Annotated in this window: 20 protein-coding genes; 6 read left to right on the top strand and 14 right to left on the bottom strand. The window is 65.7% G+C overall.

Annotated elements, in window-relative coordinates:
- Position 1: 1 nt before the first annotated feature.
- A complete protein-coding gene (locus H4O11_RS12300) occupies positions 2-424 on the top strand; it encodes an energy transducer TonB (RefSeq protein ID WP_182339709.1) in 423 nt (140 codons plus the stop codon).
- 103 nt (positions 425-527) lie between these two features.
- Complete coding sequence (zupT, locus tag H4O11_RS12295) at positions 528-1337, top strand: zinc transporter ZupT (RefSeq protein ID WP_182339708.1); 810 nt, start codon at positions 528-530, stop codon at positions 1335-1337.
- A 186-nt stretch (positions 1338-1523) separates the two neighbouring features.
- On the opposite strand, the gene H4O11_RS12290 is transcribed toward zupT, so the two are convergent.
- A complete protein-coding gene (locus tag H4O11_RS12290; protein WP_182339707.1) occupies positions 1524-2498 on the bottom strand; it encodes an RluA family pseudouridine synthase in 975 nt (324 codons plus the stop codon).
- Between the two features lie 408 nt (positions 2499-2906).
- Here H4O11_RS12290 and H4O11_RS12285 point away from each other — a divergent pair, with 408 nt between their 5' ends.
- Positions 2907-6224, top strand: coding sequence for an Rne/Rng family ribonuclease (locus tag H4O11_RS12285; RefSeq protein ID WP_182339706.1), 3318 nt, complete (start codon positions 2907-2909; stop codon positions 6222-6224).
- Positions 6225-6389: 165 nt separating this feature from the next.
- Here the strand turns inward: H4O11_RS12285 and H4O11_RS12280 are convergent, their stop codons facing one another.
- The 10 genes from H4O11_RS12280 to H4O11_RS12235 form a co-directional block, all read right to left on the bottom strand.
- The gene (locus tag H4O11_RS12280) at positions 6390-7304 is read right to left on the bottom strand and encodes an endonuclease/exonuclease/phosphatase family protein (protein ID WP_425506048.1); all 915 of its coding nucleotides are present in this window, start codon (positions 7302-7304) and stop codon (positions 6390-6392) included.
- Positions 7305-7330: 26 nt separating this feature from the next.
- Positions 7331-10456, bottom strand: coding sequence for a discoidin domain-containing protein (locus H4O11_RS12275; RefSeq protein ID WP_182339740.1), 3126 nt, complete (start codon positions 10454-10456; stop codon positions 7331-7333).
- A gap of 41 nt (positions 10457-10497) precedes the next feature.
- Positions 10498-11334: a carbohydrate ABC transporter permease gene (locus H4O11_RS12270; RefSeq protein WP_182339704.1), complete on the bottom strand. Its 837-nt coding sequence runs from the start codon at positions 11332-11334 to the stop codon at positions 10498-10500.
- Positions 11331-12218: a carbohydrate ABC transporter permease gene (locus tag H4O11_RS12265; protein ID WP_182339703.1), complete on the bottom strand. Its 888-nt coding sequence runs from the start codon at positions 12216-12218 to the stop codon at positions 11331-11333. Before H4O11_RS12265 ends, H4O11_RS12270 begins: the two co-directional genes overlap by 4 nt.
- The gene (locus H4O11_RS12260) at positions 12215-13528 is read right to left on the bottom strand and encodes a sugar ABC transporter substrate-binding protein (RefSeq protein WP_461020726.1); all 1314 of its coding nucleotides are present in this window, start codon (positions 13526-13528) and stop codon (positions 12215-12217) included. The genes H4O11_RS12265 and H4O11_RS12260 overlap by 4 nt, the downstream gene beginning before the upstream one ends.
- A gap of 46 nt (positions 13529-13574) precedes the next feature.
- Entirely contained in the window at positions 13575-15179 is a 1605-nt protein-coding gene (locus tag H4O11_RS12255; protein WP_182339701.1) for a glucoamylase family protein, read from the bottom strand.
- 242 nt (positions 15180-15421) lie between these two features.
- Positions 15422-18481: a TonB-dependent receptor gene (locus H4O11_RS12250; RefSeq protein ID WP_182339700.1), complete on the bottom strand. Its 3060-nt coding sequence runs from the start codon at positions 18479-18481 to the stop codon at positions 15422-15424.
- Positions 18482-18557: 76 nt separating this feature from the next.
- Complete coding sequence (locus H4O11_RS12245; RefSeq protein ID WP_182339699.1) at positions 18558-19622, bottom strand: substrate-binding domain-containing protein; 1065 nt, start codon at positions 19620-19622, stop codon at positions 18558-18560.
- 148 nt (positions 19623-19770) lie between these two features.
- Entirely contained in the window at positions 19771-20049 is a 279-nt protein-coding gene (locus H4O11_RS12240; RefSeq protein WP_343042825.1) for a BolA family protein, read from the bottom strand.
- The gene (locus tag H4O11_RS12235) at positions 20046-20345 is read right to left on the bottom strand and encodes a YciI family protein (RefSeq protein ID WP_182339698.1); all 300 of its coding nucleotides are present in this window, start codon (positions 20343-20345) and stop codon (positions 20046-20048) included. Before H4O11_RS12235 ends, H4O11_RS12240 begins: the two co-directional genes overlap by 4 nt.
- Positions 20346-20710: 365 nt before the next feature.
- Here H4O11_RS12235 and H4O11_RS12230 point away from each other — a divergent pair, with 365 nt between their 5' ends.
- The 3 genes from H4O11_RS12230 to H4O11_RS12220 are packed head-to-tail and all read left to right on the top strand — an operon-like array spanning position 20711 to position 24171.
- Positions 20711-21616, top strand: coding sequence for a segregation and condensation protein A (locus H4O11_RS12230; RefSeq protein ID WP_182339697.1), 906 nt, complete (start codon positions 20711-20713; stop codon positions 21614-21616).
- A 13-nt stretch (positions 21617-21629) separates the two neighbouring features.
- The gene (gene scpB, locus H4O11_RS12225; protein ID WP_182339696.1) at positions 21630-22535 is read left to right on the top strand and encodes an SMC-Scp complex subunit ScpB; all 906 of its coding nucleotides are present in this window, start codon (positions 21630-21632) and stop codon (positions 22533-22535) included.
- On the top strand, positions 22528-24171 hold the full coding sequence (locus tag H4O11_RS12220) for a pseudouridine synthase (RefSeq protein ID WP_182339695.1): 1644 nt from the start codon (positions 22528-22530) through the stop codon (positions 24169-24171). Before scpB ends, H4O11_RS12220 begins: the two co-directional genes overlap by 8 nt.
- Positions 24172-24323: 152 nt before the next feature.
- Here H4O11_RS12220 and H4O11_RS12215 read toward each other — a convergent pair whose 3' ends face one another.
- The 3 genes from H4O11_RS12215 to H4O11_RS12205 all read right to left on the bottom strand — a co-directional run bounded on the left by H4O11_RS12215 (position 24324) and on the right by H4O11_RS12205 (position 26842).
- The gene (locus tag H4O11_RS12215) at positions 24324-24761 is read right to left on the bottom strand and encodes a hypothetical protein (protein ID WP_182339694.1); all 438 of its coding nucleotides are present in this window, start codon (positions 24759-24761) and stop codon (positions 24324-24326) included.
- A 90-nt stretch (positions 24762-24851) separates the two neighbouring features.
- Positions 24852-25670, bottom strand: coding sequence for an amidohydrolase (locus tag H4O11_RS12210; protein ID WP_182339738.1), 819 nt, complete (start codon positions 25668-25670; stop codon positions 24852-24854).
- Positions 25671-25693: 23 nt separating this feature from the next.
- Positions 25694-26842 carry a pyridoxal phosphate-dependent aminotransferase gene (locus tag H4O11_RS12205; RefSeq protein WP_182339693.1) on the bottom strand — a complete coding sequence of 383 codons (1149 nt, stop codon included), beginning with the start codon at positions 26840-26842 and terminating at the stop codon, positions 25694-25696.
- Positions 26843-26857: the final 15 nt, after the last annotated feature.

Raw genomic sequence — 26857 nt, 5'->3', positions numbered from 1 at the left:
CATGTCCCTGCGCCATATTGTCCTGCCCCTGGCTACCGCCGCGCTGCTGTCAGCCTGTGGGGGCACCGGCCCCGATGCGCCGACGGCCCCGGCCACCCCACCCACGGAAGTGGCAGCGGTGAAGACCCCGCCGCCGGAATACCCGCTGGAACTGGCCTGCATGGGCGTTGGCGGTACCACCACGCTGAAGGTGGTGGTCGGCATCGAAGGCAAGCCCAGCGAAGTCACCCAGCTGTCCAGCAGCGGCAATCCGCAGCTGGATGAGCAGGCGCGCACCGCCGTGCTGGCCTGGCAGTTCAATGCCGCCACCCGCAACGGCCAGAAAGTACCGGCGACGATCCAGGTGCCGGTCAGCTTCAATCCGCCGCAGCCACGCCCGGATTCGTGTTTCGCCGTGGAAGAACGGATACGCCGCGGCGGCTGACGTTCCCATGATTCGTTGAGGCCAGCCAGCGCCACGCCTTCTTCCTTGCCCCATGCGCCCCGGACTCCCGGGGCGTTCGCCTACTTAAGGATCGCGCCGGCACATGCTGCAGATTTCACAGGAAAACGTCTGGATCGCATTGGCGGTCACCCTCGCCGCCGGCCTGGCCACGGCACTGGGCAGTTTGATGGTGTTGTTCGCCAAGCGGCCGAACCCGCGCCTGCTGGCCTTCGGCCTGGCCTTCGCAGGCGGCGCGATGGTGTATGTGTCGCTGTCGGAAATCCTCAACAAGTCCATCGATTCCTTCACCCAGGCCTACGACCCGCGCCTCGGCTTCACCTACGGCACCCTGGCCTTCCTGCTCGGCATCCTGGTCATCATGGGCATCGACCACCTGATTCCGAACCCGCACGAGAGCCTGGACAAGCAGGACCCGGCATTCCGCGACAACAACAAGGCGTACATCAAGCGGGTCGGCCTGCTGACGGCGGTGGCGATCACCGCGCATAACTTCCCCGAAGGCCTGGCCACCTTCTTCGCTACGCTGGAGAGTCCATCGGTCGGCATGCCGTTGGCCTTCGCCATCGCCATCCATAACATCCCCGAAGGCATCGCCATCGCCATCCCGGTGTACTTCGCCACCCAGAACAAGTTCTACGCCTTCACCGCCAGCCTGCTGTCCGGCCTGGCCGAACCCATCGGCGCGGCCATCGGCTACTTCCTGCTGTCCGGATCCTTGAACCATGCCACCTTCGGCTGGGTTTTCGGCTTGATCGCCGGCGTGATGGTGTTCCTGGCACTGGATGAACTGCTGCCGGCGGCCAAGCGCTACGCCAAGGGCCACGAAACGGTCTACGGCCTGGTGGCGGGCATGATGACGCTGGCGTTGAGCCTGGTGCTGTTCAAGTGGTGAGCGGATTCGCGAACGGGTGAAACCCGCTCGCGGCTGGGCGTGTAGCGCCGGGCCATGCCCGGCGGCTGTTTGCCGATGTACCCGGATGGTGCCAGCCGAGCACCCGGAGGGTGTCCGCCGAGCATGGCCCGGCGCTACCGCCTTACGCCGCTGGCAGCCACCGTGCGGGGGTTCCAGCCGCTCGACCTACTTCAGCCGATCCAGCGCCTCGACCAGTTCCTCGGCCAGCGGGGCATTGAGTACATAAGGCACCTTGCCGGCATCCAGCGCGAACTCCAGCGAAGCGGCGTGCAGGAACAGTCGCTTCAGGCCGATCTGCTCACGAAGGCGCTTGTTGACTGCAGGATCGCCGTATTTGTCATCACCTGCGACCGGATTCCCAAGATGCTGGGCGTGCACGCGGATCTGGTGCGTGCGACCGGTTTCAATCCGCACTTCGCAATAGGAATGCCCACCACGGCGCTCCAGCACCCGGAAATGACTGATCGACGGCTTGCCGATCGCATTGACCTGTACATGGCGCTCGCCGCCCTGGCGCAGGCCCACGTGCAGCGGTGCATCCACCGTCATGGTGCCGTCGGGCATGCGACCGGCCAGCAGGGTCAGGTACCGCTTGCGGATGCCGGCACCATGGTCCTCGCGCAGCAGGGCCTGCATCTCGCTCAACGCCGAACGCTTCTTGGCAATGATCAGCAGGCCGGAGGTGTCGCGATCCAACCGGTGCACCAGCTCCAGCGTGCGCCCCGGGCGCAGCGCCCGCAGCGTCTCGATGGCCCCGAAACTGATCCCGCTGCCGCCATGGCTGGCGACGCCGGAAGGCTTGTTCAGGGCCAGCAGCCGGTCGTCTTCAAACACGATGGCCTGCTCCAACCGACGCATGAACGATTCAGGTGGGCCGGCCTTGTCCCCCTCCTCGGCCAACCGCACCGGTGGCACGCGCACCTCATCGCCAGCCTCCAGTTTGCGCTCGGCCTTGGCGCGGCCGCCATTCACACGGACCTGGCCACTGCGCACCAGCTTGTAGACCAGGCTGCGGGGGGCTCCTTTCAGCTGGCCAAGCAGGAAATTGTCCAGCCGTTGGCCGGCACGGTCCTCCGGAACAGTGAGCATGCGCACGGAAGGCTTGTCAGCAATGGGGTTTGCGGGGTCTTGGGCAGTCATCAGGCAGTTTATTCTGGTACACTCGGGCGGCGAGATAAGGGATTGATTTCGTTGGAAGTTACTCAGGGCCAGAAGCCCACCTTCCGACGAATCCGGCACAGTGCGCGACCACCGCCCCCGGGGCGGCCATGTTAGCGGCTCGCTGGCGCTCCCGGCCATCGCCGATTGCCTGACAAGCAATTGCGCTGAACATGCCCCGCGTGGCGCTCCAGCATTGCTGACAGCTGCCGCCGGCCCGCAACACCCAAAAATCCAAAGAATGAGAGCGCTCCCGCGGCCTGCCGTGGTGTCGTAGCGCTGGAAACCCGGGCCACCCTCCCCGCGCCTGCGCGAATTGGGCGGCCAGCCGTGTCCAGAGGCGAAACTCCATGGCGTTCCGCGCGGTAGCCGCTTGCGAGGAACGCAACAATGAAGCGAATGCTGATCAACGCCACGCAGGCTGAAGAGCTGCGTGTTGCCATCGTGGATGGCCAGTCGTTGTATGACATCGACATCGAGCAGCCAGCCAAGGAACAGAAGAAGTCCAACATCTACAAGGGCCGGATCTTCCGCATCGAGCCCTCGCTGGAAGCCGCCTTCGTCGAATATGGCGGTGGCCGCCATGGCTTCCTGCCGCTGAAGGAAATTTCCCGCGATTACTTCCAGGCAGGCGTCGACCACAACAAGGCCGGCATCCGCGAGCTGCTGCGCGAAGGCCAGGAAATCGTCGTCCAGATCGACAAGGATGAACGCGGCAACAAGGGCGCTGCCCTGACCACGTTCATCTCGCTGGCTGGCCGCTACATGGTGCTGATGCCGAATTCGCCCAGCGCCGGCGGCGTGTCGCGCCGCATCGAGGGCGAGGACCGTGCCGCCCTGAAGGACGCGCTGGACAAGCTCGACATCCCCGATGAGATGGGCGTGATCATCCGCACCGCCGGCGTCGGCCGCGATGCCGAAGAGCTGCAGTGGGACCTGGATTACCTGCTGAACGTATGGCGCGCCATCGCCGAGGCCGCGCTGAGCAAGCCGGCCCCGTTCCTGATCTACCAGGAATCGCGGCTGATCGTCCGCGCCCTGCGCGACTACCTGCGTGCCGACATCGGCGAGATCCTGGTCGACACCGAGGAAATGTACGATCACGCCCGCGAGTTCATGCAGCAGGTGATGCCGCAGACGCTGCGCAAGCTCAAGCATTACAAGGACGACATTCCGCTGTTCAACCGCTTCCAGATCGAGTCGCAGATCGAAGGCGCCTACGAGCGCAACGTGCGCCTGCCGTCGGGCGGTTCGATCGTGGTCGACCAGACCGAAGCGTTGACCGCCATCGACGTGAACTCCTCGCGCGCCACCAAGGGCAGCGACATCGAGGACACCGCGTTCCAGACCAACCTGGAAGCGGCCGAGGAAGCGGCCCGCCAGTTGCGCCTGCGTGACCTGGGTGGCCTGGTGGTCATCGATTTCATCGACATGTCCTCCAACAAGCACCAACGCGAGGTGGAAAACCGCCTCGCGCAGGCGCTGAAGTACGACCGTGCCCGCGTGCAGGTTGGACGCATCTCGCGCTTCGGCCTGCTGGAAATGAGCCGCCAGCGCCTGCGTCCGAGCCTGGGCGAATCCAGCCAGCTGGTCTGCCCGCACTGCGAAGGCCACGGCCGCATGCGCAGCGTTGAATCGCTGTCGCTGTCGATCATCCGCGTCGCCGAAGAGCACGCGATGAAGGAGAACACCGGACAGGTGCTGGTGCAGGCCCCGGTGGAAATCGCCAATTACCTGCTCAACGAAAAGCGCGGTGCACTGGGCGAAATCGAGAAGCGCCACGAAGCACCGATCGTGATCGTTGCCGACGAGCAGCTGCAGACCCCGCACTACACCGTGACCCGCCTGCGCGAAAACGAGCTGGGCGAGGACAGTGGCAAGCCGAGCTACCAGCGTGGCACGCCGCGCAAGCTGCCGGTGCACGCCCTGACCAAGGGCCAGCTGAACATCCCGCCGCCGGCCGTCACCCAGGTCCAGCACAATTCACCGGCGCCGATCCGCGAGGAAGCAGCCGCACCTCCGGCTCCTGCTCCGGTGGCGGCGCCGGCAGCGGCTCCCGCCGCCAGCGGCGGCGTGGTCGGCTGGTTCAAGCGCGTCTTCGGTGGCGAGCCGGCCGCTGCGCCAGCCCCCGCGCCGGCCGCACGCACGCCGCAGAACGACGGCGGCCGCAAGGACCGCAACAAGGATCGCAACAAGGACCGCAAGGGCCGCGGTGACGAAAGCCGTAACGCCGGCAACGGCAATGCACAGGGCCAGGGTCGCAACAAGGAACGTGGCGAGCGTCGTGAACGCGACGAGCGCCGCCAGGGCACTGCACAGGGCGGCAACGCACAGGGCAATGCTGCGGCAGCCACGGGCGGCAATGCCAATGCGCAGCAGCCGAAGCAACGCCAGGAACCCGGCCAGCAGGCGGGCAAGCAGCGCAACGAGCGCGGCGAGCAGGGCCAGCAGCAACCGAAGGTGAAGCAACCGCGCCAGCCGCGGCAGCAGGATGCCGACAAGCCGGCAGCAGAGAAACCGCAGCGCAATGACGTCGAGCAGCTTGATGGCGCTGCAGCAGCCGGCGTGGCCGCCGCGGTGGTAGCCCGTCCTGGGCGGGAGCCCGAAGACAAGGTGGTTGCGCCAGTCGCGGCGGCAGTGGCCGAAGCGGCCACCACGCAGGAAACTGCTGCCCCGGCCAGCGCGGATGCTGCCAGCAGCACGGATGAAACCGTGGCCGTGACCACCGCCGAAACCGAAGCCACCGCAGGTGGTGACGAAAGCACCGGCGAAGGCGCTTCGCGTCGTCGCCGCGGCCGCCGTGGTGGTCGTCGTCGTCGTCGCGGCAATACCGAAGGCACGGCGTCCGATTCGCTGGGCCAGGATGAGTCCGATGAGGACGAAGGCGAAGACAACGCCACTGCCTCCGGTACCGACACGCAGGACGCAGGCGGTACGGAAAAGAACGAGGCCAAGGCATCACGCCCGCAGCCGGAGTTCGATTTCGATGACGACGGCGACGCGCCTGCTCCAGCCGCGCGCGAACGGCAGGCTGCTGCCGCGCTGACGACTGCAGCGATCGTGCCGGTTGCCGCCAGCACCGTGGTAGCCTCGCCGGCACCCGTCGTGGACGCACCGAAGGTGGAAGCACCGGTCGCTGCTGCTCCGGTGCAGGCTGTGCCGGTCGAGAAACCGGCTGTTGCGGCACCGGTTGTTTCGGCTCCGGCGGCCGCTCCGGCTCCCGCTCCCGCTGCACCCGCTGCACCCGCCGCGGTGGTCGAAGCGGCTGCCGCACCGTCCGTCGCCAGTATCCAGCAGGCGCCTGAGGCAGCGGCACCGGTACAGGCCAGCATGCTCGATGCGATCGATGCCGCCACGCCACGGCAGCCGCCGCAGCAGGTCGCCCCGAGCGTTGCCGAGACGCCTGCCGTCGTTCCGGTCGTTGAAACAACCGCCCGGGTTGAACCGGTTCCGGCAACAGAGGCTCCGGCCGTGACGGAAACCCCGGTCAAGGTGGAGGCACCGGCAGCGGTCGTGCAGGCACCCGCAGTGACCGAGGCAGCGGCTCCGGCCGAGGTGGTGGTTGCCGAGCCGGCAGTCCAGGCCGGCGGCACCGACGCCGCCGGACAGGCAGCGGTCGCCGCCCAGCCTGAAGCCGTCGAAGCCGGGACCAAGGTCACCGAAGACGAGGACGAGGACGCCAAGGCCGGCAACCCGCCGCAGGGCTGATTCCAGCGCCAGCGGAAAAAAAGACAGCGGCCTTCGGGCCGCTGTTTTTTTATTGTCCTGAAGGTCCGGTAGAGCGGGGCCATGCCCCCTGCCCTGCACGCCCCCCGCAAGGTCCGGTAGAGCGGGGCCATGCCCCGCTGCCGTGCACGCCCCCCGCAACGAAGATCAGCGGGGCATGGCCCCCGGAGCCGGAGCAAACTGCAGGCGCGTCCACACGCCGTAGTGGTCCGACGCCCAGCGTCCGCCTTCATCGGGCGTATCGAACAGCAGCCGCGCTTCACGCGCCACCATCGCATCCTGCTGGAAGAAGATGTGGTCGATGCGCGAAGGCGCCTGGTAGTAATGGCTGTTGAGCGTACTGACCGAATCCAGGTCATTGTTGACGTGCACGCTACCGTAACTGTCACCGTAGCGGCTACGCAGTTCGCTCAGGTCGCCCGCATCCACCAGCGCATTGAAATCGCCTGCGATCACCACCGGCTCCCCACCCGACGTGGCGCTGACGAAGCGCAGCAGGTCCTCGACCTGTATGCGCCGGGTGCGCTTGCCGGCGTCATCGGACCGTTCATTGAGATGCGTCGCGTATACGTTCACCGGGCGCCCATCGACATCGATGCGCAGGTGGCCGACGGTACGGTAATCCCGCAGGGGCTGCAGCAGGTGCTGGTTCCGGGCCACTACCGGACGCCGGGTCAACAGCGCGTTGCCATATCGCTTGGTGACGCCCAACGGATCGGTGGAAACGAACAGGTATGAGTAGCCGAGCTGGGTGGCCAGCCATTCGGCCTGGTTGCGCACGTTGCGCTTCTGGATCACTTCCTGCAACGCGATCGCGTCCGGCTGCAGCCGCTGGAGCTCGGCGAGGATGGTCTTGCGCCGCTCCGGCCAGTTCTCGCGGTCGTGGTGCAGGTTGAAGGTGACCATGGTCATGCCGGCCCCGGCCGCCAGCGCGTTCCCGCCATCGGCAACCTGCCCCGGCTCGGCGGCCGCCACGCTGGCCTGCAGCATGGTGGCGGGTACCAGCAGCACCAAGCCCATCGCACAGGCAAGCCTTCGCCCGAGTGCACTCCCTGCACGCATTCCTTCCCTCACCCGCACCCTCATGGTTACTGTCCCTTGCGCTCGGCCCGGCGCACGCTGGCGGGGACTTCCATCACGACCGTTGCCGGTACCTGGTGCACATGCAGCTCGCCGCCGATCCATTCGACAGGCTCACCATCCACCGTTGCCGCGCCAGGCTCTCCGGCATAAGGCCACGGCAGCACCAGGCCACCCGCGGGCGGCACCACGCCGGCATTGACCTGCAGCATCAATTGCTTGTCGCTACGCTGCAGCCGGTAATCCAGCTGGCCCTGCGGCGTGCGCAGCCCCTGCACGGCGATGCCCTCCCCTTCGAACCAGCGCACCGGCACGCCGGCGGCCAACACCAGCGCCTGGTCCAGGTCGCGGTTGTAGGCGAACATGTCCAGCGCCGAGCGCACGAAATCCGAGGCCACCCATGCGTGCGGCAAGTCACCGACGAAGAACGGCGTGCGCGGCGTGCGCGAAACCACTTCGGCCCACTGGTTCCAGGCCTGCGGCGAGCGGTCCTTGAAGAAGAACTCCGTTGCCTGCCACGCCCGGTCGCGCCAGCCCAGGCGGACAAAGGCGGCGACGTTGCGCCACTCATAAGGCGTGTAGTCCTTCCAGTCACGCGTGCCATCCCGGCGCGCCACGAACTCGGTCCAGTAGCGCTGGAAGGTGTTGTCCAGCTGCGGTTGCGGCAGCCGGCCCTGCTCGCCGCCGGGGGCCAGCGCGATGGTGGTGGACGTCGCGTCGAAATCGCCGAGTTCGGCCGAACCGGGCAGGAAATCGATGCGGTGCTGGTCCATCGCCGAATACAGCGATGCCTGCAGGTCGCTGCGGAACTCGTCGCGCGCGCCAGTGATCGCCAGCACTTCCATCTTCTGCAGGCGCTCGGCGATGATCGCTGCGTCCTTGTAGCCGCGCAATGCCCAGAAATTGTCCCAGTACGAATGCATCGGCTTGGCCGAATAGCCTTCATGGCTGATCGAAGCCGGCATCATCCCGTAGAAAGCCGGATTGCGTGCGCGGTTCTCCTCGGTGCGCTCGCTGGCACGCAGGCGTTCCATGTAATGGAATGCACCCGCCACGTGCGGCCACATCGCCTCCAGGAAGGCATCGTCGCCGGTATAACGCCAGTACTCGGCGATGTTGTAGATCAGCTCGCCATGGCTGTCATTCTCCGGCACCGGGTCGCTGCCACGGTCGTCCACGCAGCACGGCACCTTGCCGTTGTCGAACTGGTAGGGCGCATACCACTGCACGTATTCGCGTACTGCATCGCTACGTCCCATGCGCAGCAGCCCCTCGGAAATCATCGCGCCGTCGCGGATCCAGCTGCGTCCATAGGAACGCGTGCCTGGCTGCAGGCGCGGGCCGACGCGCGAGATCAGCATGTGTGCCAATGCCGTGCGCAGCGTATCCGCCAGCGCTTGTCCTTCGCGCGGCAACTGCAGCTGCATGCCATCCAGCTTCTGCCGCCACATCGCCGCGACCTGTGCCTGCGCCTTGCCGGCATCGAATCCACGTGGATTGAAACTGCCGACCTGCGGGAACACCAGGTCGACCTCACGGCTCTGGCCAGGTTCCAGGCGCATCGTATACAGCAGTGCGCCCGATGCCATGCCGGTCGGGTCCTTCACCGCCGTGGTCGTCGGCAGCATGCCGCTGGCCAGGTGCATCACCTCCAGCTTGCCGTCGAACGGCGTGGCGAAGCGGGCATCCGGCGCCTGGACCGGATACAGCCGTGGCTCGCCGTTGACACGCACCAGCCCGTCGCCCAGGTCCAGGCTGTCGATGCGGCTGAAGCCACCGACGGTATTGAGGAACTGGGTGGGCGGGTTCACCTGCCACGGCCGGATGGCCAGGGCCAGCGTGTAATCGTGTGCCACCTTGTCCGGGTTCTTCAGCGAATAGCGCGCCACCAGCTGCGCCTTGTCCGGCGTGCCCTGCACGAAACCCGTCACCGCCAGCGACGCCTTGTCGTGCTGCCAGTCGACGCTGGCAATGGGCAGGTAGCTGTCCTGCAACGACTGGATCGGGCTGACGTCCGCCCAGCTCAGCAGCGCGCCGTCCAGCTTCACGAACGGTTCGACGCTGAAGCTGCCGCGCGCCATCTCCAGCGCGCCATCCTCGCTGATGAGCGCCTGCTGGCGCCCACCGTCCAGGCCCAGCAGGGTCCAGCTAGGCTGTTCTCCCACATAGGCGCGTGGCAGCGAACCGCGCGGCAGGTCGGCGGCCACCGACGACAGGAAGGCATTCGGCGTGGCCGCGAAGGCCAGCGGCTTCAAGGAGATATCGCGGATGCCATAGCGCCAGTTGGGGCCGCCTTCCAGGTCGAAACGCAGGTAGCGCGCATCGGTCTCCGGCAATGCAAGCCAGTCGCGGCCTCCGCTACCGGCCGTCACCTCGCGCACGGTGCGCCAATCGCGTCCATCCTGCGACGCACGCACGGTGTAGCGCGTTGCCTCCAGCCCCGGCAGCCAGTCGACCACCGCACCGCCCACTTCGCGCGGCTTGCCCAGGTCCAGGCTCACGGTCTGTTGCTTGACCCCGCCGCTTACCCAGAACGTGTCGGACTTGCCATCGACCATGCGGTCCTGCAGCGCGGTAGCCGTGTCAGCCAGCACGCTGGCCTGCAGCGGCGAATCATCCTGGGCCGGCAACCCCTGCAGGGTGAGCTTGTCGAAACATACCGTGCCGCGGCCGCCAACCTTGCTGTAGATCGTGAACTCCATCGCCGCACTGCGCTTGAGCTCCTTCTCCGGCGAGGGACCCCATGCCTTGTCGATGTGCCGCTTGCGGAACTCCACCGGTGTCCAGTTCTTCGGGAAATCGTACCCGGGCCGGTTCACCCACCACACGTTGTCGCCGCTGGCATCGAGCAGCTTGAACTGCAGGTCGTTGCCCGGCGAATCCCCGCGCAACTGGAAGCCGAAGCGATAGTTGGCCGGGTACTGGATGTCCAGCGCGCGGCGCACGCCGACATAGCCGGAGACATCATGGAAGTCGTAATCCAGGCACATCGCGCGGCCGCCGCCGGCACCGGCCACTGGCCGCAGCGAACCACTGACCTGGTCGGAGAGCACCAGCTTCCATTGCGCAAGGTCGTCGAAGTCGTCGATGACCTTCGGCGCCGGTGCGACAGGAGGCGTGGCAGCTGCTGCCATGCAGGACCACGACAACGCCAGCCCGGCGACGATTCGACGATTCACCCTTTGACACTCCCCAGCAGAAGACCCTGGATGTAATAGCGTTGCAGCACGAGGAAAAGCAACAGCACCGGGACCACGGTGACCACCGCGCCGGCCATCATCATCTCCACGTCCATGATGTGCTCGCGTGACAGCGTGGCCAGCGCTACCGGCAGGGTGTAATGCTCCTGGTCGGTCAGCACGATCAACGGCCACATGAAATCGTTCCAGGCGCCCATGAAGGTGAAGATCGACAGGGTGACCAGCACCGGCTTGAGCATCGGCAGCACGATCTGGAAGAAGATGCGCATCTCCCCCGCCCCATCGATGCGCGCGGCTTCCAGCAGTTCATCGGGAATGGAACGCGCGTACTGGCGCACCAGGAAGATGCCGAACACGGTGGCCAGCGCCGGCACGATCACCCCGCCGAAACTGTTCACCAGGCCCAGCTGCTTCATCAGCAGGAACAGCGGCAGCATCGCCACCTGCGCCGGGATCACCAGCGCGGCCATCAACACCTGGAACAGGCGCTCGCGGCCGACGAAACGCAGCTTGGCGAACGCATAGCCGGCCATCGTGTTGAGCAGCAGCGAGCCCAGCGTGATCGCCAGCGATACCAGCAGGCTGTTGGCGAAATTTCCCCCCATGCCGGTGCGCGCGAACAGCTCGTGGTAGTTGGCGAAGGTGACGTGCGAGGGGGTCAGCGGCGGCGGGAACTGCGTGGCTTCGCCGGCCGGCATCACCGATACCGACACCATCCACAGCAGCGGGGCTAGGCTGACCAGCGCCAGCACCAGCAACGCGCCGTTGATCCACCACGGGTGCCAACGCGACTGGCCGATTTCGCGACTCATACCATCTGCCTTTTGCGCCCGAAGCGCAGCATCACCGAGGTCACCGCCAGGATGATCAGGAACAACAGGAACGCCACGGCCGATGCGCGGCCCAGGTTCCACCACTTGAAGCCTTCTTCGAACATGAAGTACAGCACGCTGACGGTGCTCTGCAGCGGGTCGCCACGGGTCATGACGTAAGGTTCCGCGAACAGCTGGAAGTAGCCGGACACCGTGATCACCCCGACCACCAGCAGCACCGGGCCAAGCATCGGCAGGGTGATGTGCAGGAACTGCTTCCAGCGCGATGCGCCGTCGATGCGCGCGGCCTCGTACAGGTCATGCGGGATCGCCTGCAGGCCGGCCAGGAAGATCACCATGTTGTAGCCAAAGTTCTTCCAGACCGCGAACAGCATGATGGTCGGCATGGCCCAGTTGGGATCGCCCAGCCAGTCCACCGGGTCGATGCCGATGTGCCCCAGGCCATAGTTCACCAATCCATAGCTGGTATGGAACAGGTAGCGCCAGATCACCGCGACCGCCACCAGCGTGGTCACCACCGGCGCGAACAAGGCGGTGCGGAACACGGCCTTGAAGCGTGCGGCCGGGGCATTGAGCAGCATCGCCGCGCCCAGCGACACCGCGATCGACAGCGGCACGCCGATCACCACGAAATACGTGGTGTTCCACAGCGACTTCCAGAACATCGGCGTCTGCAGCAGGTCGATGTAGTTGCCCAGCCCGACGAAACGCAGGTTGCTGCCGTCGGCCAGCGAGTACAGATCGAAATCGGTGACGCTCAGCGCCAGCGCCGATGCCACCGGCAGGCCGAAGAACACTCCCAGCACGATGATCGCCGGCGCAGCGAAGATCCAGCCGGCCAGCGAAGAGGAGTAACGGTTCATGGCTGGCCTCCTTCGGCCATTTCGGCGCTGCCATCGGAACGTGCCGGAACCTGCCGCGATGCCTGCTGGCCAAGGGCCTGCTCATGCAACCAGCGGCGCTTGGCCAGCACCTTGTCCACGCGATGGTCCAGCTCGGCCACCGCCGCATCCTGCGACTGGCCACCGCGCACCACCTTTTCAGTGACGATGCGCATTTCCTGCACGATGCGCTCCCACTCCAGCACCTTCGGCGTTGGCTTCACGCGTTCGAGCTGGTCGCGGAAGGCGGCCGCAAGCGGATCATTGGCCAACGACGGCGCCTGCCAGGTGCTGCGGCGCGGTGGCAGGTCGCCGATGATCGAATGGAAGCGCGCCTGGATATCCGGGCGGGACAGGAACTCGATCAGCTTCCAGGACGCCTCTTTCTGCCGCGACTTGCGGAAGATCACCAGGCTGGTGCCGCCAGCGATGCCGGCACCCGGGCCATCCGGCCCTGGCAGCGGCGCGGTACCCCATTGCCCGGCCAGTTCCTTCGGCTCCAGTTTCTTGAACTCACGGATGTTCCAGGGGCCGGAGATGTAGAACACGTTGAAGCCACGGAAGAACTCATCCCAGACGTTGGAGATCTGCGTCTCGGACATTTTCGGCGCCCAGCCCTGCTCGAACATGTTGGCGTAGAACCCCAACGTGCGGCGGAAGCCGGGGCTGCGGAAATTGCCTCGGGTATCGTCGTCGCGCAGCAACGGATCGGGCTGCTGCAGGGCAAAGGACAACTGCTGCTCGAACTCGTTGATCGGCATCAGTACCGCATAGCGGTTCGGGCCCTGCATCTTCTTGATGTCGGCCATCTGCTGGTCCCACTCCGCCCAGGTCCGGGGCGGCGCCGCATGCCCGGCCTTGGCCAGCAGGTCCTTGCGGTAGTACAGCAGGCGGGTGTCGACATACCACGGCACGCCGACCACCTCGCCATGGATGACGTTGGTGTCCCATATGCCCTGGAAATAATCCTCCGGCTGCACCACCGTCGAGGCATCCACGTATGGCTGCAGCGGCGTCAAGGTATCGAGCTCGGCGAACTCCGGGATCCAGGTATTGCCGAGCTGGCAAACATCGGGCAGCCCATCGGCGGCGAACGCGGTCAGCAGCTTTTCGTGCGCGGCCGTCCAGGGGATGTTCTGCACCTCCACGCTGATGCCCGGATTCTCGGCTTCGAACTCGGTGATGAGGTCGGCCACCACTTCGGCCTCGCGGCCCATCGCCCAGAAACGCACGACGGTGCCCTCGTCCTGCCGGGCACAGCCCGCCAGCGCGAGAAGCGCCAGCAGCGGCACGGCCCAGCAGCGCAGGGCCTTGCTGGACTTCCCTGCTGTCCCCGGCTTACTTGCCGGCGTTGTTGTTGCGGCTTGCATTCTTCTGTTCCTGTGCGGCAGCGGCGCGCGATTCTGCGATACCGACCGCGCGTGCGCCGGCGGCCTTCTCGTCCTTCTCCAGCTGCAGCGGCTGCTGCTCGCCTTCGGGGGTCAGCCAGCCACCGGAGAACCCGGCGCGTTCCAGCCCCTTGCGGATGTGCGGGTTCTTCTTCATCACCTCCCACACGAAATCATTGCGGTAGTTGGCGATCATGGTGAGGATCGGCCCCTGGTCGATGCCGATGTAATCACTGGCGACCCAGCCACGGCCGGGCACGGTCCGCCCGGTCTTGATGGGAATGTCATAGTTGAAGCTGGGATTGAACGAATCCAGGAAGCCGTAGCTGGAATAGATGTAATCACCAAAACGCTTGTGCATTTCCTGGGTGGCCGGGATCACTTCCTCCGGTGCAAACACGATCGAAGAGATCGCCGCGGTCGGTGCGATGGTGCCATCGTCGAAATTCTCGCGCAGGCCGGCGCCGCGCGAAGAGTAATGGCGGAACTGGCGCTGCTCCCCCCGGTATTCCTGGGTGGTGTTCTGCGGCCCGTCGCTGGCGGTCAGGCCCCATACGTTCTGCCCGTACTCCTTCCAGTTCATCGGATTGTCGATCGCATATTCGCGCTGCGCCAACGCCGCCGAACGGCTGTTGAGGAAATAGGTGCTGCCCCGCTCGCGCATGTAGGCATCCTGGATGTCACGGAAGTCGATCCAGACATGGCTGTACTGATGGCCGAACAGCGGACCGAACGACAGGTATTCCTGGCCCTGGAAAACGCCCCAGTCGTTGTCGTAGGTGCGCGTCCATACCGTCCACGCATCCGGGCTCACCGGGTGTGTCGGCGAACCCAGCGCGAGGATGTAGACGATCATTGCTTCGTTGTAGCCCATCCAGTCGTGCTCGATGGTGCCGCTCTCCGGGAACCAACCCATCGAGATCAACGGCGAACGCTCCTGCAGCCACGGCCAGTCCACGCGCTTGTACAGGGTGTCGGCGATGCTGCGTATTTCCTTCTCGCGCGCATCGTCGCCGTCGTAGTACGACTGCGCGAACAGCACGCCCATCATCAGCAGCGCGGTATCGACCGAAGAGAGCTCCACCCAGCTGTCGTAGCGGCGGCCTTCCTGCATGTCCAGGAAGTGGTAGTAGAACCCCTTGTAACCGGCCTTGCCGGTACGCTGCGGGCCCATCGGCACGTCACGCAGGAACTTCAGCGTGGTCAGGGTGCGGTCGATCGCCTGGGTCCGGCTGACCCAGCCGTTTTCGATGCCGATCGGATAAGCGGTCAGCGCGAAACCGACCGAGGCGATGCTGGCGAACGGGCGCGAGGGATAGCGGTCCGGGGTCAGCCCGTTGATTTCATTGGACGTATCCCAGAAAAACTGGAACGTGCGGCGTTGGATGTCATCGAACAGCGGCGGCAGTTCAGGTTTCATCGGCCGCGGCGGCACATCGGCCTCGACCAGGATCACCGGCGGCTTCGGTTTGGCCGGCTCCGGCTGTGCCTGCGGTTTGCAACCGGCCATCGCCACGGACAGCAAAGCCAGCGACATCACCCAACGTGAATTCATCGACTACCACCTCTTGCGCATATGCGTACTGGAGAGCATAGCCTCAACCAGACTGAAATCGTTTACAGAAGCCCATATAAAAATCCCGCTGTCGTGTAGCGGGTATGGATGCCCTGCGTTCATCACTGCCCCGACACTTGCCATCGGCCACGCGACAAGGGGCCGTGCCGTCCACCGGCCTGCCAAGGCAAGCCGGCGTGCGGCCCCGGCACCGCCCGAGGGGACGGTGCCGGATATCACGATCAGAAGCGGAAGCCGACTTCCGCCTTGACCTGGCGCGGCGTACCGACGATATCGCCGGTCTCGTTGTAGCTGGCGAGCAGCTTGCCGTCGGGCTTGGTGTAGTTGTAGGTGGAGAAGTTGTCGAAGTTGAACACGTTGATGATGTCGATACGGGCGTACAGCTCGGTGTCGTGTGCCATCTTGAACGTCTTCGTTGCCTGCAGGTCGACCGAACGGTAGCCGAAGATCTTGCCACCGAGCAGGAACTTGCCATTGCCGTTGGGCACGGCGGCGCCCGGGGTCGGCAGGTTGTAGCCACTGGCCTGCATCACGTTGTACCAGTCGTTCGCCGCCGTCGGCGTGGCCAGGGTGACCTTGCCGCCGAAGGTGATGCCCCAGAAGCCGGCATAGGAACCGGTGACCACCAGGCGGTGGCGCGGCGCACCGTTGGAACGGATGGTCGGGTAGTCGCCGATCAGGCCACGGTCAAAGGCGTAATGCTCGTTGATGTCGCGGTTATGACGCGCGTTGGTCCAGGTGTAGGCAATCGACGTGCCCCAGCCGCTTTCCTGGGTGAACGGTTTCTGCGCAGACAGCAGCACCTGGGTTGCACGGGTCTTGATGCCCTGCTGGCCGATGATCAGGCTGCCGAAGCCCGGCACGTTGCAGCTCCAGGCCTGGCCCAGGCCCGCCTCGGTGCCACCGCACAGGCGCGGGTCATCGAAGAACTGGCCGGTCGGGTAGCGGTTGCCGAGGGTGAAGGCGAAGCCGTCGTAGCTCAGCGTGCGGGCGATGGTGGCATCGGTCAGCCAGTCACCGAACTGGTTGCTCATGCCGAGGCTGAACTGGTCGGAGTACGGCACTTTCAGGTTGTTGTTGAGCAGGTCCACTTCCAGGCCGGCATTGCTGGTGGCACCCACCAGGGCCTGCAGGTTGCCGATGCCGTTGAGCAGGTTCGGGTCCCAGTCGTAGCAGGCCGCCTGGCCATTGAGACAGCCGCCGGTGGCCGGGTTGCGGAAGTAGATGGTCGGCTGCGGCAGGGCCAGCTTGGTGGTTTCCAGCTGCAGGTTGTCGAACAGATCGCGGTCATACGAGCGGCCGGCACCACCGTGGAACACGTGCTGCTCGTCGGCGTTGATGTCATACGAGAAGCCCACGCGCGGCTGCCAGGCATCCTTGAACGCCTTGCGGTTGTGCCCGTTGCTGATGTAATCGTTGATGTCCAGGCCGCCCAGCGCCAGCGAATCGGCATAGGACTGGCCGGCGGCGGCGCGCGGATCCTGCGAGTACAGCGCGTCGACCACTTCGGTCGGGGTCACGAAGTCCAGGTAGGACGGAGTCTTTTCGTAGTCCCAGCGCAGGCCGAGGTTCAGCTGCAGGTGATCGTTCACCTGCCAGTCGTCCTGGATGAAGATGCCGATCTGCTTGGACTTCGAGCGCACTTCCGAGCTCACGCCGCCGATGCCGGTCACCGGCTTGACGAACTGCGCCTTGTACGGGATGTCGGACGGGAAGTCCGGATCACCCAGGGTATAGGTGAAAGCCGGATTGATCTGCGCCGCATCCGAGGCGTACAGGTCGATTTCCTTGTACTTCACGCCCATCTTGATGGTGTGGTCACCGGCCCACTGGATGCCATCCAGGGTCAGATTGTCTTCGATCGACCAGCCCTTCTGGCCCTTCACCTGCGAATCCAGCGCCGATGCGCCACCGACCTTCACCACGGTGCGGTCTTCGGTGCCGTCCGGAGCGGTGTAGATGATGCCGTTGGCCAAGGTGATCGGCGTCGGGTTGTTGAACGAATCTTCGTGGGTGACCATCATTTCGTTGTAGTAACGCTCACCGCTGTGGTTCCAGCGCAGTGCGTAACGACGGTCGGTATTGACCACTTCCCTGCCGGCTTCCGGCGAGGTCTGGCCACTGAACTGCTGCTGGGTTTCGTCGCGGTCCTGGAAGGTCAGCTCGATGCGATCGTTGTCGGTCGGCTCGAAGTCGATCTTGGCGAAGATCAGATCCTGCTGGAATGGCTGGCTGGCCGGGCCGAGGCCAGCGGCACCGTCGGCCGGCAGCTGGCCGGCGCTGCCGGTGACCGCGCCATCCGGGGCGATGGTGACCGGCAGGTCGAAGCGCTTGGCTTCGTAGGTCACGAAGAAATGCGCCTTGTCCTGGATGATCGGGCCGCCCAGGGCAAAGCCGTATTCCTTCTCCGCCGAGACCATCTTGGTCTGGCCGGCCTGGCGCTCGGCGGGGGTCTTGGCACGCATGTCTTCGTTGGTATAACGGTAGAAGGTCTCACCCTTGAACTCGTTGGTACCCGACTTGGTCGCCGCAGTCACCGCCGCACTGGACACCTGGCCATACTCGGCCTTGTAGTTGCCACTGATGACCTTGTATTCGCCGATCGCCAGCTGCGGGAACGGGTTGCCGGCGCTGCCGGACTGCCCCGCCACGCCGCCGCCCTTGACGTAGCTCTTCTGGCCCACGCCATCGATGTAGACGTTGGTGCCATCGGAGTTGGTTGCACCACCGCGCAGCGAGGTGTTGCCCTTGGCATCACGGGTGAAGATCATGCCCGGCACCGCGTCGGCGAACTCCAGGAAGTTGCGCGATACCTGCGGGGTGGTCTGGATCTGCTGCAGGCTGACGGTCTTGCCGACTTCGGACGTGCGTACTTCCTGCAGCAGGGTCGGCGCGACCACGGTGACCGCATCGAGTGTGGTCGCATCGCCGGCCGGTGCGGCCGCGCTGCCGCCAGCGAAGTTCAACGTCGATGTCGAGGCCACCGTCACGGTCACTTTCTGGGTCTGGCCATTGGCCACCACGTTGTAGGTGCCAGGGTCCAGGCCCATCAGCGAGTAACTGCCATCAGCGCGGACGGTGCTGCGACGCACGGTACCGGTGGCGATGTTGGTGGCGACCACTTCGCTGCCGGCTTCGGCCTGTGCGACCTGTCCACGCAGCGAAGCATTGGCCGACTGGGCCATCAGATCGGGGGCCGCGCCCAGCATCAGGCAGCTTGCCAGTGCGACGGTAAGCAACCGGCGTGCCGGCGTGCGGTAGCTGGTATTGAACTGCGTCATGAAAATCTCCGGGGGTGGTGGCGGCCGTGTTGGCGGCCCCTTTCATGTCAAACAAAAAAAAAGAATGTCTCCGGCTTCAACGGCCGGATGACGTGTCGGTGCTGGACCTGCCTGGCTTGCTCCTGCTCGAATCACGCACGATCAGTCGTGGCACCAGCGTCTGCTTGTCACCTGCTCCTTCGGTGATCTTTGAATCCATCAACTGCATCAGGCGCGTCATGGCCATGTCACCCAGTCCAGCGATACTCACCTGCATCGTCGTCAACGACGGGTGAACGAAGCGCGCAAGCGGAATGTCATCGAAACCGGCAAGCGCGATATCGTCCGGCACCCGCAGCCCTGCCTGCGCGAATGCGTACAGGCAACCCAGGGCCATCATGTCGTTGGCGGCGAATACCGCATCAGGCAGCGTCCCGGCTGCCAGTAACTCCTGTCCGGCGCGATGTCCGGAAGCCTCGTCGAAATCGCCGGGCAACTCGATGCCTTGTGCATCGCCGCCGAACGCAGCCAGTGCGTCACGGAAGCCACGCAGGCGCTCGCGCGCATCGTAGTTGGAATCCGGGCCTGAAATGAACGCGATGCGGCGATGGCCGACGTCGAGCAGGTGGCGGGTCATGGTGACCGCACCGGCGTGGTCGTCGATGCTCAGCACCGGATGGTCTTGGTCTGGCAGATAGGTGTTTATCAGCACCGTGGGCAGCGACTGCGGCAGGTTGTCGGTAAGGAAGCCGGGGCTTTCGGCATACGGCGAAAGCACCAGCAGGCCGTCCACGCGTCCACGCATGGCACGCAGGGCCGCCCCCTGCTGGACCTGGTCGCCGTGGTAGCTGGATACCAGCAGGTGCTGGCGGCGCGTGCGGGCGACCTGGTCGATGCCGCGCATCAGCTCGGAAAAGAACTCTCCGTACAGGTCGGGCAGCACCACGCCCACCGTGTTGGTGCGACGGCTGCTGAGGCTGCGCGCGGCGGCATGCGGCGTATAGCGCAGGCGTGCGGCAACCTCGAGCACCAGTTGGCGCACCGGTTCGGCGACATTTTCATGCCCGTTGAGCGCGCGCGAAACCGTGGCCACGGAGACCTTGGCTTCCCTTGCGACATCCTTGATTGTGATGGCTGCCTTGTTCACGAAGCCGCCCTCCACGACTTGAGCTTTTCAGCTTGGCGCGGAATGTAATCGTTTCCAATGCCCAATGTAAACACTCCGTTGGTCCTGAATGACACGATGAGGTCCCTCTGCTGTCCTCGGCAGGACGCCCCTTGGGCATCGCCGGACAGGAGCGGACATGGGATCAGCCAGCCTCGGCCGGGGTGCGGGCATGGATGGACAACGCGTGGATATCGGTCTCCATCATGCCGCCAAGTGCGGTGTACACGGCGCGATGCCGCGCAATCGGAGACAAGCCCTGGAAGGCCTCGCTGACCACCGATACGGTGAAGTGCCCGCGCCCGTCACGAGCCCCTGCGTGCCCCGCGTGCAGGTGGCTGTCGTCCTGGATATCCAGATGATGCGGGGCGAGGGATTGCTGCAGTGCAACGCGGATACGGTCGATGCGATCGGCGTTGCTCACGGCAACACCCTGCGGAACGGACGGACCTCGGTCCGCACATAGACGCCGGCCGCCACATAGGGATCGGCGTCGGCCCAGGCGCGCGCTGCGGCCAGCGATTCGAACTCCGCCACCACCAGGCTGCCGCTGAAACCGGCCGCACCCGGATCCTCGCTGTCGATCGCCGGACAGGGCCCGGCCAGCAACAGCCGCCCAGCTTCCCGCAGCGCCTGCAGCCGCGCCAGATGCGCCGGACGCGCCGCCTGCCTGGCGGGCAGGACATCCTGGCCGTCATACCCTTCGATCACGTACCACATGCTTGTCTCCTGGTTGTCCTGCTGGACCAGGCATCGATTCTAGCGGCTGGATCGCCGCCGGACGGTGCCGACTGGACAGCGCGCCGGCAAAGCCGTAACCTATCCCCATTGCACGTGACTGGACGCAACGTCCCGTCGGTCCAGAGGCCCCGCAGGCCGCCGACGATCGACCTGTTGCCACCGACCAGGCCACGTAGACGACCTCCCGTAGTTTCGTCGCTGCCGCCAATGCGGTGCGTCCTGCTTTTTGATGTTTGGAATCGCGCCGATGCCGGCGCGTGCTGGCTCCTTGGCCGCCTGTCCGATACCCGTCGGTGGCACCGGCGGCGCCACGACTGGTCCGTTGCAATCCTGATGTCCATTAGATGACTTCTGAACTCGCGCACGACGCGAACCCGTCAATCCGGTCGCCCGCCCCACAGCAGCAGGAAATGCCGCTGGCCGTCGTGCATGGGCAACCGGTCCTGCAGATTCCGCAGGACCTGTATATTCCGCCGGACGCACTGGAAGTCATCCTGGATGCATTCGAAGGACCGCTGGACCTGCTGTTGTACCTGATCCGCCGCCAGAACCTGGACGTACTGGACATTCCCGTCGCCGAGATCACCCGGCAGTATGTGGAATACATCACGGTGATGCGCGAACTCCGCTTCGAACTGGCGGCCGAGTATCTGGTGATGGCGGCGATCCTGGCTGAAGTGAAGTCGCGCATGCTGTTGCCGCGACCGGCCAGCGAGGAAGGCGACGAAGTCGATCCGCGCGCCGAACTGGTCCGCCGGCTGCAGGAGTACGAACGCTTCAAGCAGGCCGCCGAGGACATCGACAGCCTGCCCCGGCAGGACCGCGACACCACCGTGGTGCATGCCTTCGTGCCCGACCGCGCGGCGATCAAGCTGCCGCCACCGGTGGACCTGAAGGAAATGTTGTCGGCGCTGCATGATGTCCTCAAGCGCGCCGACCTGTTCACCGGCCACGCGATCAAGCGCGAGGCACTGAGCGTGCGCCAGCGCATGGGCGACCTGCTGGGCCGCATGGACGAAGGCGTTTTCTACCGTTTCGAATCGCTGTTCACCGCTGAGGAAGGCAAGCTGGGGGTGCTGGTCACTTTCCTGGCCATGCTGGAACTGGCCAAGGAACAACTGCTGGATATCGTGCAGGAAGCCCCGCTGGCGCCGATCTACGTCAAATCGCTGGCAGCGGGCAACACCAACGAGCCGCTGTCTTTCAGCAGCGAGTTCGATGACATCGACGCCGCCAACCAAGCCGAGTAAGCACCAATTGCCGATGGATCAACTGCTGATCAACCGAATCGTCGAAGGCGCCCTGCTGGCCTCCGCCCAACCGCTTACCCTGGTGCAGCTCAAGGAGCTGTTCCCGGAGGACGAGCCGGCACCTGCCGGCAGCATCGAACGGGCACTGGAGCACCTGCGCGAGGCCTGTGCCGGCCGCGGCGTGGAACTGCTGGAGGTGGCCTCCGGCTTCCGCTACCAGGTCACCGGCGAAGTGCATGGCTGGATCAGCCGGCTGTGGACGGAACGCAAGACCCGCTATACCCGGGCCACGCTGGAGACCCTGGCGTTGATCGCCTACCGCCAGCCGATCACCCGTGGCGAGATCGAACAGGTACGTGGCGTGGCCGTAAGCAGCAACATCATCCAGGCGCTGGAAGAGCGTGAGTGGATCCGCGTGATCGGCCACCGCGACGTGCCCGGCAAGCCGGCGCTGTTCGGCACCACCAAGGGATTCCTCGATTATTTCGGCTTGAAGCGCCTGGACGAACTGCCCCCCCTGTCGGAGTTGAAGGACCTGGGCGAGCTGGAGCCGCAGCTGCCGCTGGGCAACGATGGCCAACCTGCCGCTGCGCTGCCGGCCAGTGCCGCCAGCCCGGATGCGGCGGCAAACGATGATGCGGCCGATGACCGCAACGTCCTGGACGAAGGCAACGCGGCCGCCGATGGCGCCGATGCCGGACCCGATTCCCCTGCCGCGACCACCGCGGCGGATCCTGATGAGCAAGCACCTTCGCCCACTGAAAACGGGCACCCCGAAACCGCGCCGGGAACGCGCGCGGCGCCAGTGAACGAAAGCGAAGACAACGCCGTCGCGACGACGACCGTGGCTGTTGACCTAGCCGATTCCGAACCAGAGGCTGACGACGAAACGTCGGCCGGAGCCAAAGTTAATGAGTGACACCCCCCGTAAGCCTTCGTTGAACAAGCTCTCGCTGAAGCGTGAAGCCACCTCCGAACAGTTCAAGCTCGAAGAACGCCTGCACAAGGTACTGGCGCAGGCCGGCCTGGGCTCGCGCCGCGCGCTCGAACAGCGCATCGCCGAGGGCCTGGTCAAGGTCAATGGCGAAATCGCGCAGACCGGCATGTCCGTGCGCAGCGGCGACCGGATCGAGCTGGATGGCCGTGGCTTCGTCGCCACCGCCCTGGCCGAACCGTCGCGCGTGCTGACCTACAACAAGCCGGAAGGCGAAGTGACCACCCGCGAAGATCCCGAAGGCCGCCCGACCGTATTCGAGTCGTTGCCGGCACTGAAGGGCGCGCGCTGGATCGCGGTCGGCCGCCTGGACATCAACACCACCGGTCTGCTGCTGGCCACCACCGATGGCGAGCTGGCCAACGCCATGATGCACCCCTCCTTCGAGGTGGAACGCGAGTACGTGGTACGCGTGCGCGCCCCGGAAGGCCAGGACAAGGTCGACGACAACACCATCCTGCGCCTGCAGCGCGGCGTGGCACTGGAAGACGGCCCGGCCAAGTTCGACGAAGTCGAGCGCATTGGCGGCACCGATTCACACGACTGGTTCCGCGTGGTGGTCAAGGAAGGCCGTAACCGCGAAGTGCGCCGCCTGTGGGAATCACAGGGTTGCCAGGTCAGCCGCCTGAAGCGTACCCGCTATGGCACGGTGAGCCTGCCGCGCGAACTCAACCGCGGCCATTCGGTGGAGATGCCGACCGCCCAGGTGGAGGCCCTGCGCGCGCAGCTGAAGCTGGAAGAAGGTGCACCGTCGGCACTGACGCTGCAGCCGGTGATCGGCCAGCGCCGCGCCGCCAAGACCACCGTCCGCGTGGGCCGTGATGGCGCCCGTGGCACCGCCTACGTCAATGGACACAACACCGCCGACGAAGGCCGCGAACTGCGTCGTTTCGACAACGTGCGCGAAGATCGCGGCCGTGGCCGTGGCGGCAAGGGCGGCGGCTTCAAGGGCGGCCTGACGGTCACCGGTGAAGCGGCGGCCAAGCAGTCGCAGCGCCCGTTCAAGCAGCGCGCGCAGAAGAACGACCGCGCATTGCCCGATGGCAACCCGGCCGCGTTCCGCAGCTGGTATGTGCCGGAAGGCGTCAGCACCGGTCCGAGTGGCCACCGCAATGCCGGCCCGGGTGCCGCCCGTGGACCGGGTGCACGCGGTCCCGGTGCACGCGGGCCAGGCCAGGGCCAGGGTGGTTATGCCGGCCAGGGCCAGGGCGCGGGCGGGCGCGGCTATGCCAAACCGAAGTCTCCAGGCGCAGGCGCCGGTGCTGGCGGCAACCGCGGCGGCCAGGGCAACAAACATCCGTACGGCCATCCAGGCAACGCCCCGTCGTTCCCGTCCGACCACGCCAATCCGGGCTCCAGCCCGTATGGCAGCACGCGTCCGGCCGGCAACCGCGGTCCGGGCGGCAACCGTTCGGCAGGCGGTCCGGGTGGCAATCGCGGTCCCGGTGGTCCGGGTGGCAACCGTGGCCCGGGTGGCCCCGGCGGCAATCGCGGTCCGGGGGGTCCGGGCGGCAACCGCGGTCCCGGCGGCCCGCGCCGCAGTGGTCCGCGCGGTAGCTGATTGAAAAAAGAAACCCGGCCCAGGCCGGGTTTCTTTTTAGCGTGCTGGTGCCGCGCTGCGCGCGGTTGACGGGCATGGCCCGTCACTACCGGTCCCGTGCAGATCAGGTGGAATGCGTGGACAGCCCGGCGCGCCGGAGGCGTGCCGGGCTGTCAGCGGCGTTCGATGGTGAACGCGGTACCGTCGATGCCCAGGTCCCAGCCCTTGCCGGTGCCGGCCAGTGCCAGTGAGATATCGCCCTTGGTCATCGCCGCCGCCCCGCTGGAACGGACCGCACCGGCATGCGCGCCGACGGCGGCATAGGTACCGAACAGGTCATTGGGCGAATAAGCACCGCTGAAGCGGCCCGTGCCGCCAACGATCTTCGACTTGCCCACGGTCAGCCCCCCGCCCTTGACCTTGATCTTCACCAGCATGCGCGTGCCGTTGTCGCAGGTAATGGTGCCGTTGCCCGACGCCGTCTTGTAGAACAGCGACCAGCCGGCCATGTCATAGCGCAGGTTGCATTCGATGTTGCCGGCGGCCTGCGCTGCAGGTGCCACCATGGCCGATGCCATCAACACGGCCATCAGGGAAAGCGTCTTTTTCATATCGCAGTGCTCCGCGTTGCAGGATGCGCCGAATCTACCAGCGCCCCTGCCGACACGAACAGGGGCACAGGCGCCATGCCAGCCGTGCGTTCAGCCAGCCGATCCGTCGTCCAGCTGGAAGCGGTCGGCATCCAGCATCGCCGGGAAGCGCGCACGATGCGCAGCCAGCGCGTCACCCGACAACGTCGTGGTGACCACCTGTTCACGTTCGCGGATTTCCACCTGCGGCTGCCCGAGGAAATCGATCACCGCGCTGTCTCCGGCGTAATGCAGGCCGTTGCCATCCACGCCGACCCGGTTTACCGCCGCCACGAAGCACAGGTTCTCGATCGCCCGCGCGCGCAGCAGGGTCTTCCACGCATATGCCCTTGCCGATGGCCAGTTGGCGACGAATATCTGCAGGTCGAAATCCAGCTGGCCCGCCCGCTCCACGTCGAACCGGTTGCGGCAGAAGACCGGGAAGCGCAGGTCGTAGCAGACCTGCGGATTGATCCGCCAGCCCTTCCAGTCCACGCACAAGCGGTCGCGGCCGGCGGCATAACGCTCGTGCTCGCGCCCGTAGCGGAACAGATGGCGTTTGTCGTACTGCTGCAGTCCGCCATCCGGGGTGGCGAACAGCAGTCGGTTGTAGACCCCATCGCCATCACGCAGCTGCACGCTGCCGGTTACCGCAGCGCCCAGCGTCGCCGCCTGTTGCCGGATCCAGGCCACGCTGGGCCCGTCCATGTCCTCGGCCTGGCCAATGGCATCATTGGAGAAACCGCTGGTGAAGGTTTCCGGCAGCACCACCAGGTCGGTGGTGCCGGCCAACGGCGCCAGCAGCGCAGCGTAGTGCGCACGGTTACCGTCCGGATCGTGCCAGCGCGTGTCGCCCTGCACCAGGCTGACGCGCAGGTCCTGCGGGATCACCGCCGCGCTCGCGCCCCGCTCGCTCACAGCACGCGCAACCGTTCGATGGCCGCGTCCAGCGTGGCTTCGTTCTTGGCGAAACACAGCCGCACGATGCGCTGCCCGGCCGGGGGCGTTTCATAGAATGGCGACAGGGGAATGGCAGCGACCCCCTTCTCGACGGTGAGCCATTTCACGAACTCGTGGTCCGGCAGGTCGCTGATTTCCGAATAATCCACCAGTTGGAAATATCCGCCCGGCACCGGCAATGGCTTCAGCCGGGTCTGTGCAAGCTGCTCCCTGAAACGGTCGCGCTTGGCCTGGTAGAACGCGCCCAGTTGCAGATGGTGCTCCGGCTCGTCGCGGATCATCGCCGCGAACCCATGCTGGGCCGGGCCAAAACTGGTGAAGGTGTTGTACTGGTGCACCTTGCGGAACTCGGCGCTCAGCGCCGGCGGCGCGATCGCGTAACCGATCTTCCAGCCCGTGCAGTGGTAGGTCTTGCCGAAGCTGGAAATGACGAAGGCGCGCTCGCGCAGCTCCGGATACCGCAGCGCCGATTCATGGCGACGGCCATCGTAGATGATGTGTTCGTAGACTTCGTCGGAGACCAGGTAGATGCCGGTGCCGCGCAGCACGTCGGCCAGCGCCAGCATGTCCGCCTCGGCCAGCATGGCGCCGGAAGGGTTATGCGGGGTATTGACCATCAGCAGGCGGGTGCGCGGGGTGATCGCCGCGCGCACACGGTCCCAGTCGACCGCGAAGGTCTGCGGGTCCAGCGGCACGTGCACGGCACGCGCGCCAGCAAGGTCGATCGCCGGTTCATAGCAGTCATAGGCGGGGTCGAGCACGATGACTTCCTCGCCCGCGCGCACCACGGCGTGGATGGCGTTGAAGATCGCCTCGGTGGCACCGCTGGTCACGGTGATCTCGGTATCGGCATCGACCTGCGCGCCGTAGCAATCCAGCACCTTCTGCGCGATGGCCTGGCGCAGCGGTGCCACGCCGGTCATCGGCGGATACTGGTTCAGGCCATCGGCCATGGCACGGGTGGTGGCATCGAGCAGGCGCTGCGGTGCACTGAAGTCGGGAAAGCCCTGGCCGAGGTTGACCGCACCATGCTCGGCAGCCAGCTGGGACATCACGGTGAAGATGGTGGTGCCCACCTTGGGCAGTTTGGTCTGCAGTTGCATTGGCCTTGGGTGCGC

Origin of the sequence: Stenotrophomonas tumulicola, assembly GCF_014117215.1 — a bacterium.
GTDB classification, from domain to species: Bacteria; Pseudomonadota; Gammaproteobacteria; order Xanthomonadales; family Xanthomonadaceae; genus Stenotrophomonas; species Stenotrophomonas tumulicola.
This window is presented reverse-complemented; position numbering and strand designations above follow the sequence as displayed.

Excerpts from the sequence above, each read along its gene's own strand:
- H4O11_RS12205 (WP_182339693.1), bottom strand. The coding sequence starts at position 26,842 with ATGCAACTGCAGACCAAACTGCCCAAGGTGGGCACCACCATCTTCACC.
- H4O11_RS12270 (WP_182339704.1), bottom strand. The coding sequence starts at position 11,334 with ATGAGTCGCGAAATCGGCCAGTCGCGTTGGCACCCGTGGTGGATCAAC.
- zupT (WP_182339708.1), top strand. The coding sequence starts at position 528 with ATGCTGCAGATTTCACAGGAAAACGTCTGGATCGCATTGGCGGTCACC.
- H4O11_RS12235 (WP_182339698.1), bottom strand. The coding sequence starts at position 20,345 with ATGTGGTACGTGATCGAAGGGTATGACGGCCAGGATGTCCTGCCCGCC.
- H4O11_RS12215 (WP_182339694.1), bottom strand. The coding sequence starts at position 24,761 with ATGAAAAAGACGCTTTCCCTGATGGCCGTGTTGATGGCATCGGCCATG.
- H4O11_RS12265 (WP_182339703.1), bottom strand. The coding sequence starts at position 12,218 with ATGAACCGTTACTCCTCTTCGCTGGCCGGCTGGATCTTCGCTGCGCCG.
- H4O11_RS12285 (WP_182339706.1), top strand. The coding sequence starts at position 2,907 with ATGAAGCGAATGCTGATCAACGCCACGCAGGCTGAAGAGCTGCGTGTT.
- H4O11_RS12220 (WP_182339695.1), top strand. The coding sequence starts at position 22,528 with ATGAGTGACACCCCCCGTAAGCCTTCGTTGAACAAGCTCTCGCTGAAG.
- H4O11_RS12300 (WP_182339709.1), top strand. The coding sequence starts at position 2 with ATGTCCCTGCGCCATATTGTCCTGCCCCTGGCTACCGCCGCGCTGCTG.
- H4O11_RS12255 (WP_182339701.1), bottom strand. The coding sequence starts at position 15,179 with ATGAATTCACGTTGGGTGATGTCGCTGGCTTTGCTGTCCGTGGCGATG.
- H4O11_RS12230 (WP_182339697.1), top strand. The coding sequence starts at position 20,711 with ATGACTTCTGAACTCGCGCACGACGCGAACCCGTCAATCCGGTCGCCC.
- H4O11_RS12290 (WP_182339707.1), bottom strand. The coding sequence starts at position 2,498 with ATGACTGCCCAAGACCCCGCAAACCCCATTGCTGACAAGCCTTCCGTG.
- H4O11_RS12280 (WP_425506048.1), bottom strand. The coding sequence starts at position 7,304 with ATGCGTGCAGGGAGTGCACTCGGGCGAAGGCTTGCCTGTGCGATGGGC.
- scpB (WP_182339696.1), top strand. The coding sequence starts at position 21,630 with ATGGATCAACTGCTGATCAACCGAATCGTCGAAGGCGCCCTGCTGGCC.
- H4O11_RS12250 (WP_182339700.1), bottom strand. The coding sequence starts at position 18,481 with ATGACGCAGTTCAATACCAGCTACCGCACGCCGGCACGCCGGTTGCTT.
- H4O11_RS12275 (WP_182339740.1), bottom strand. The coding sequence starts at position 10,456 with ATGGCAGCAGCTGCCACGCCTCCTGTCGCACCGGCGCCGAAGGTCATC.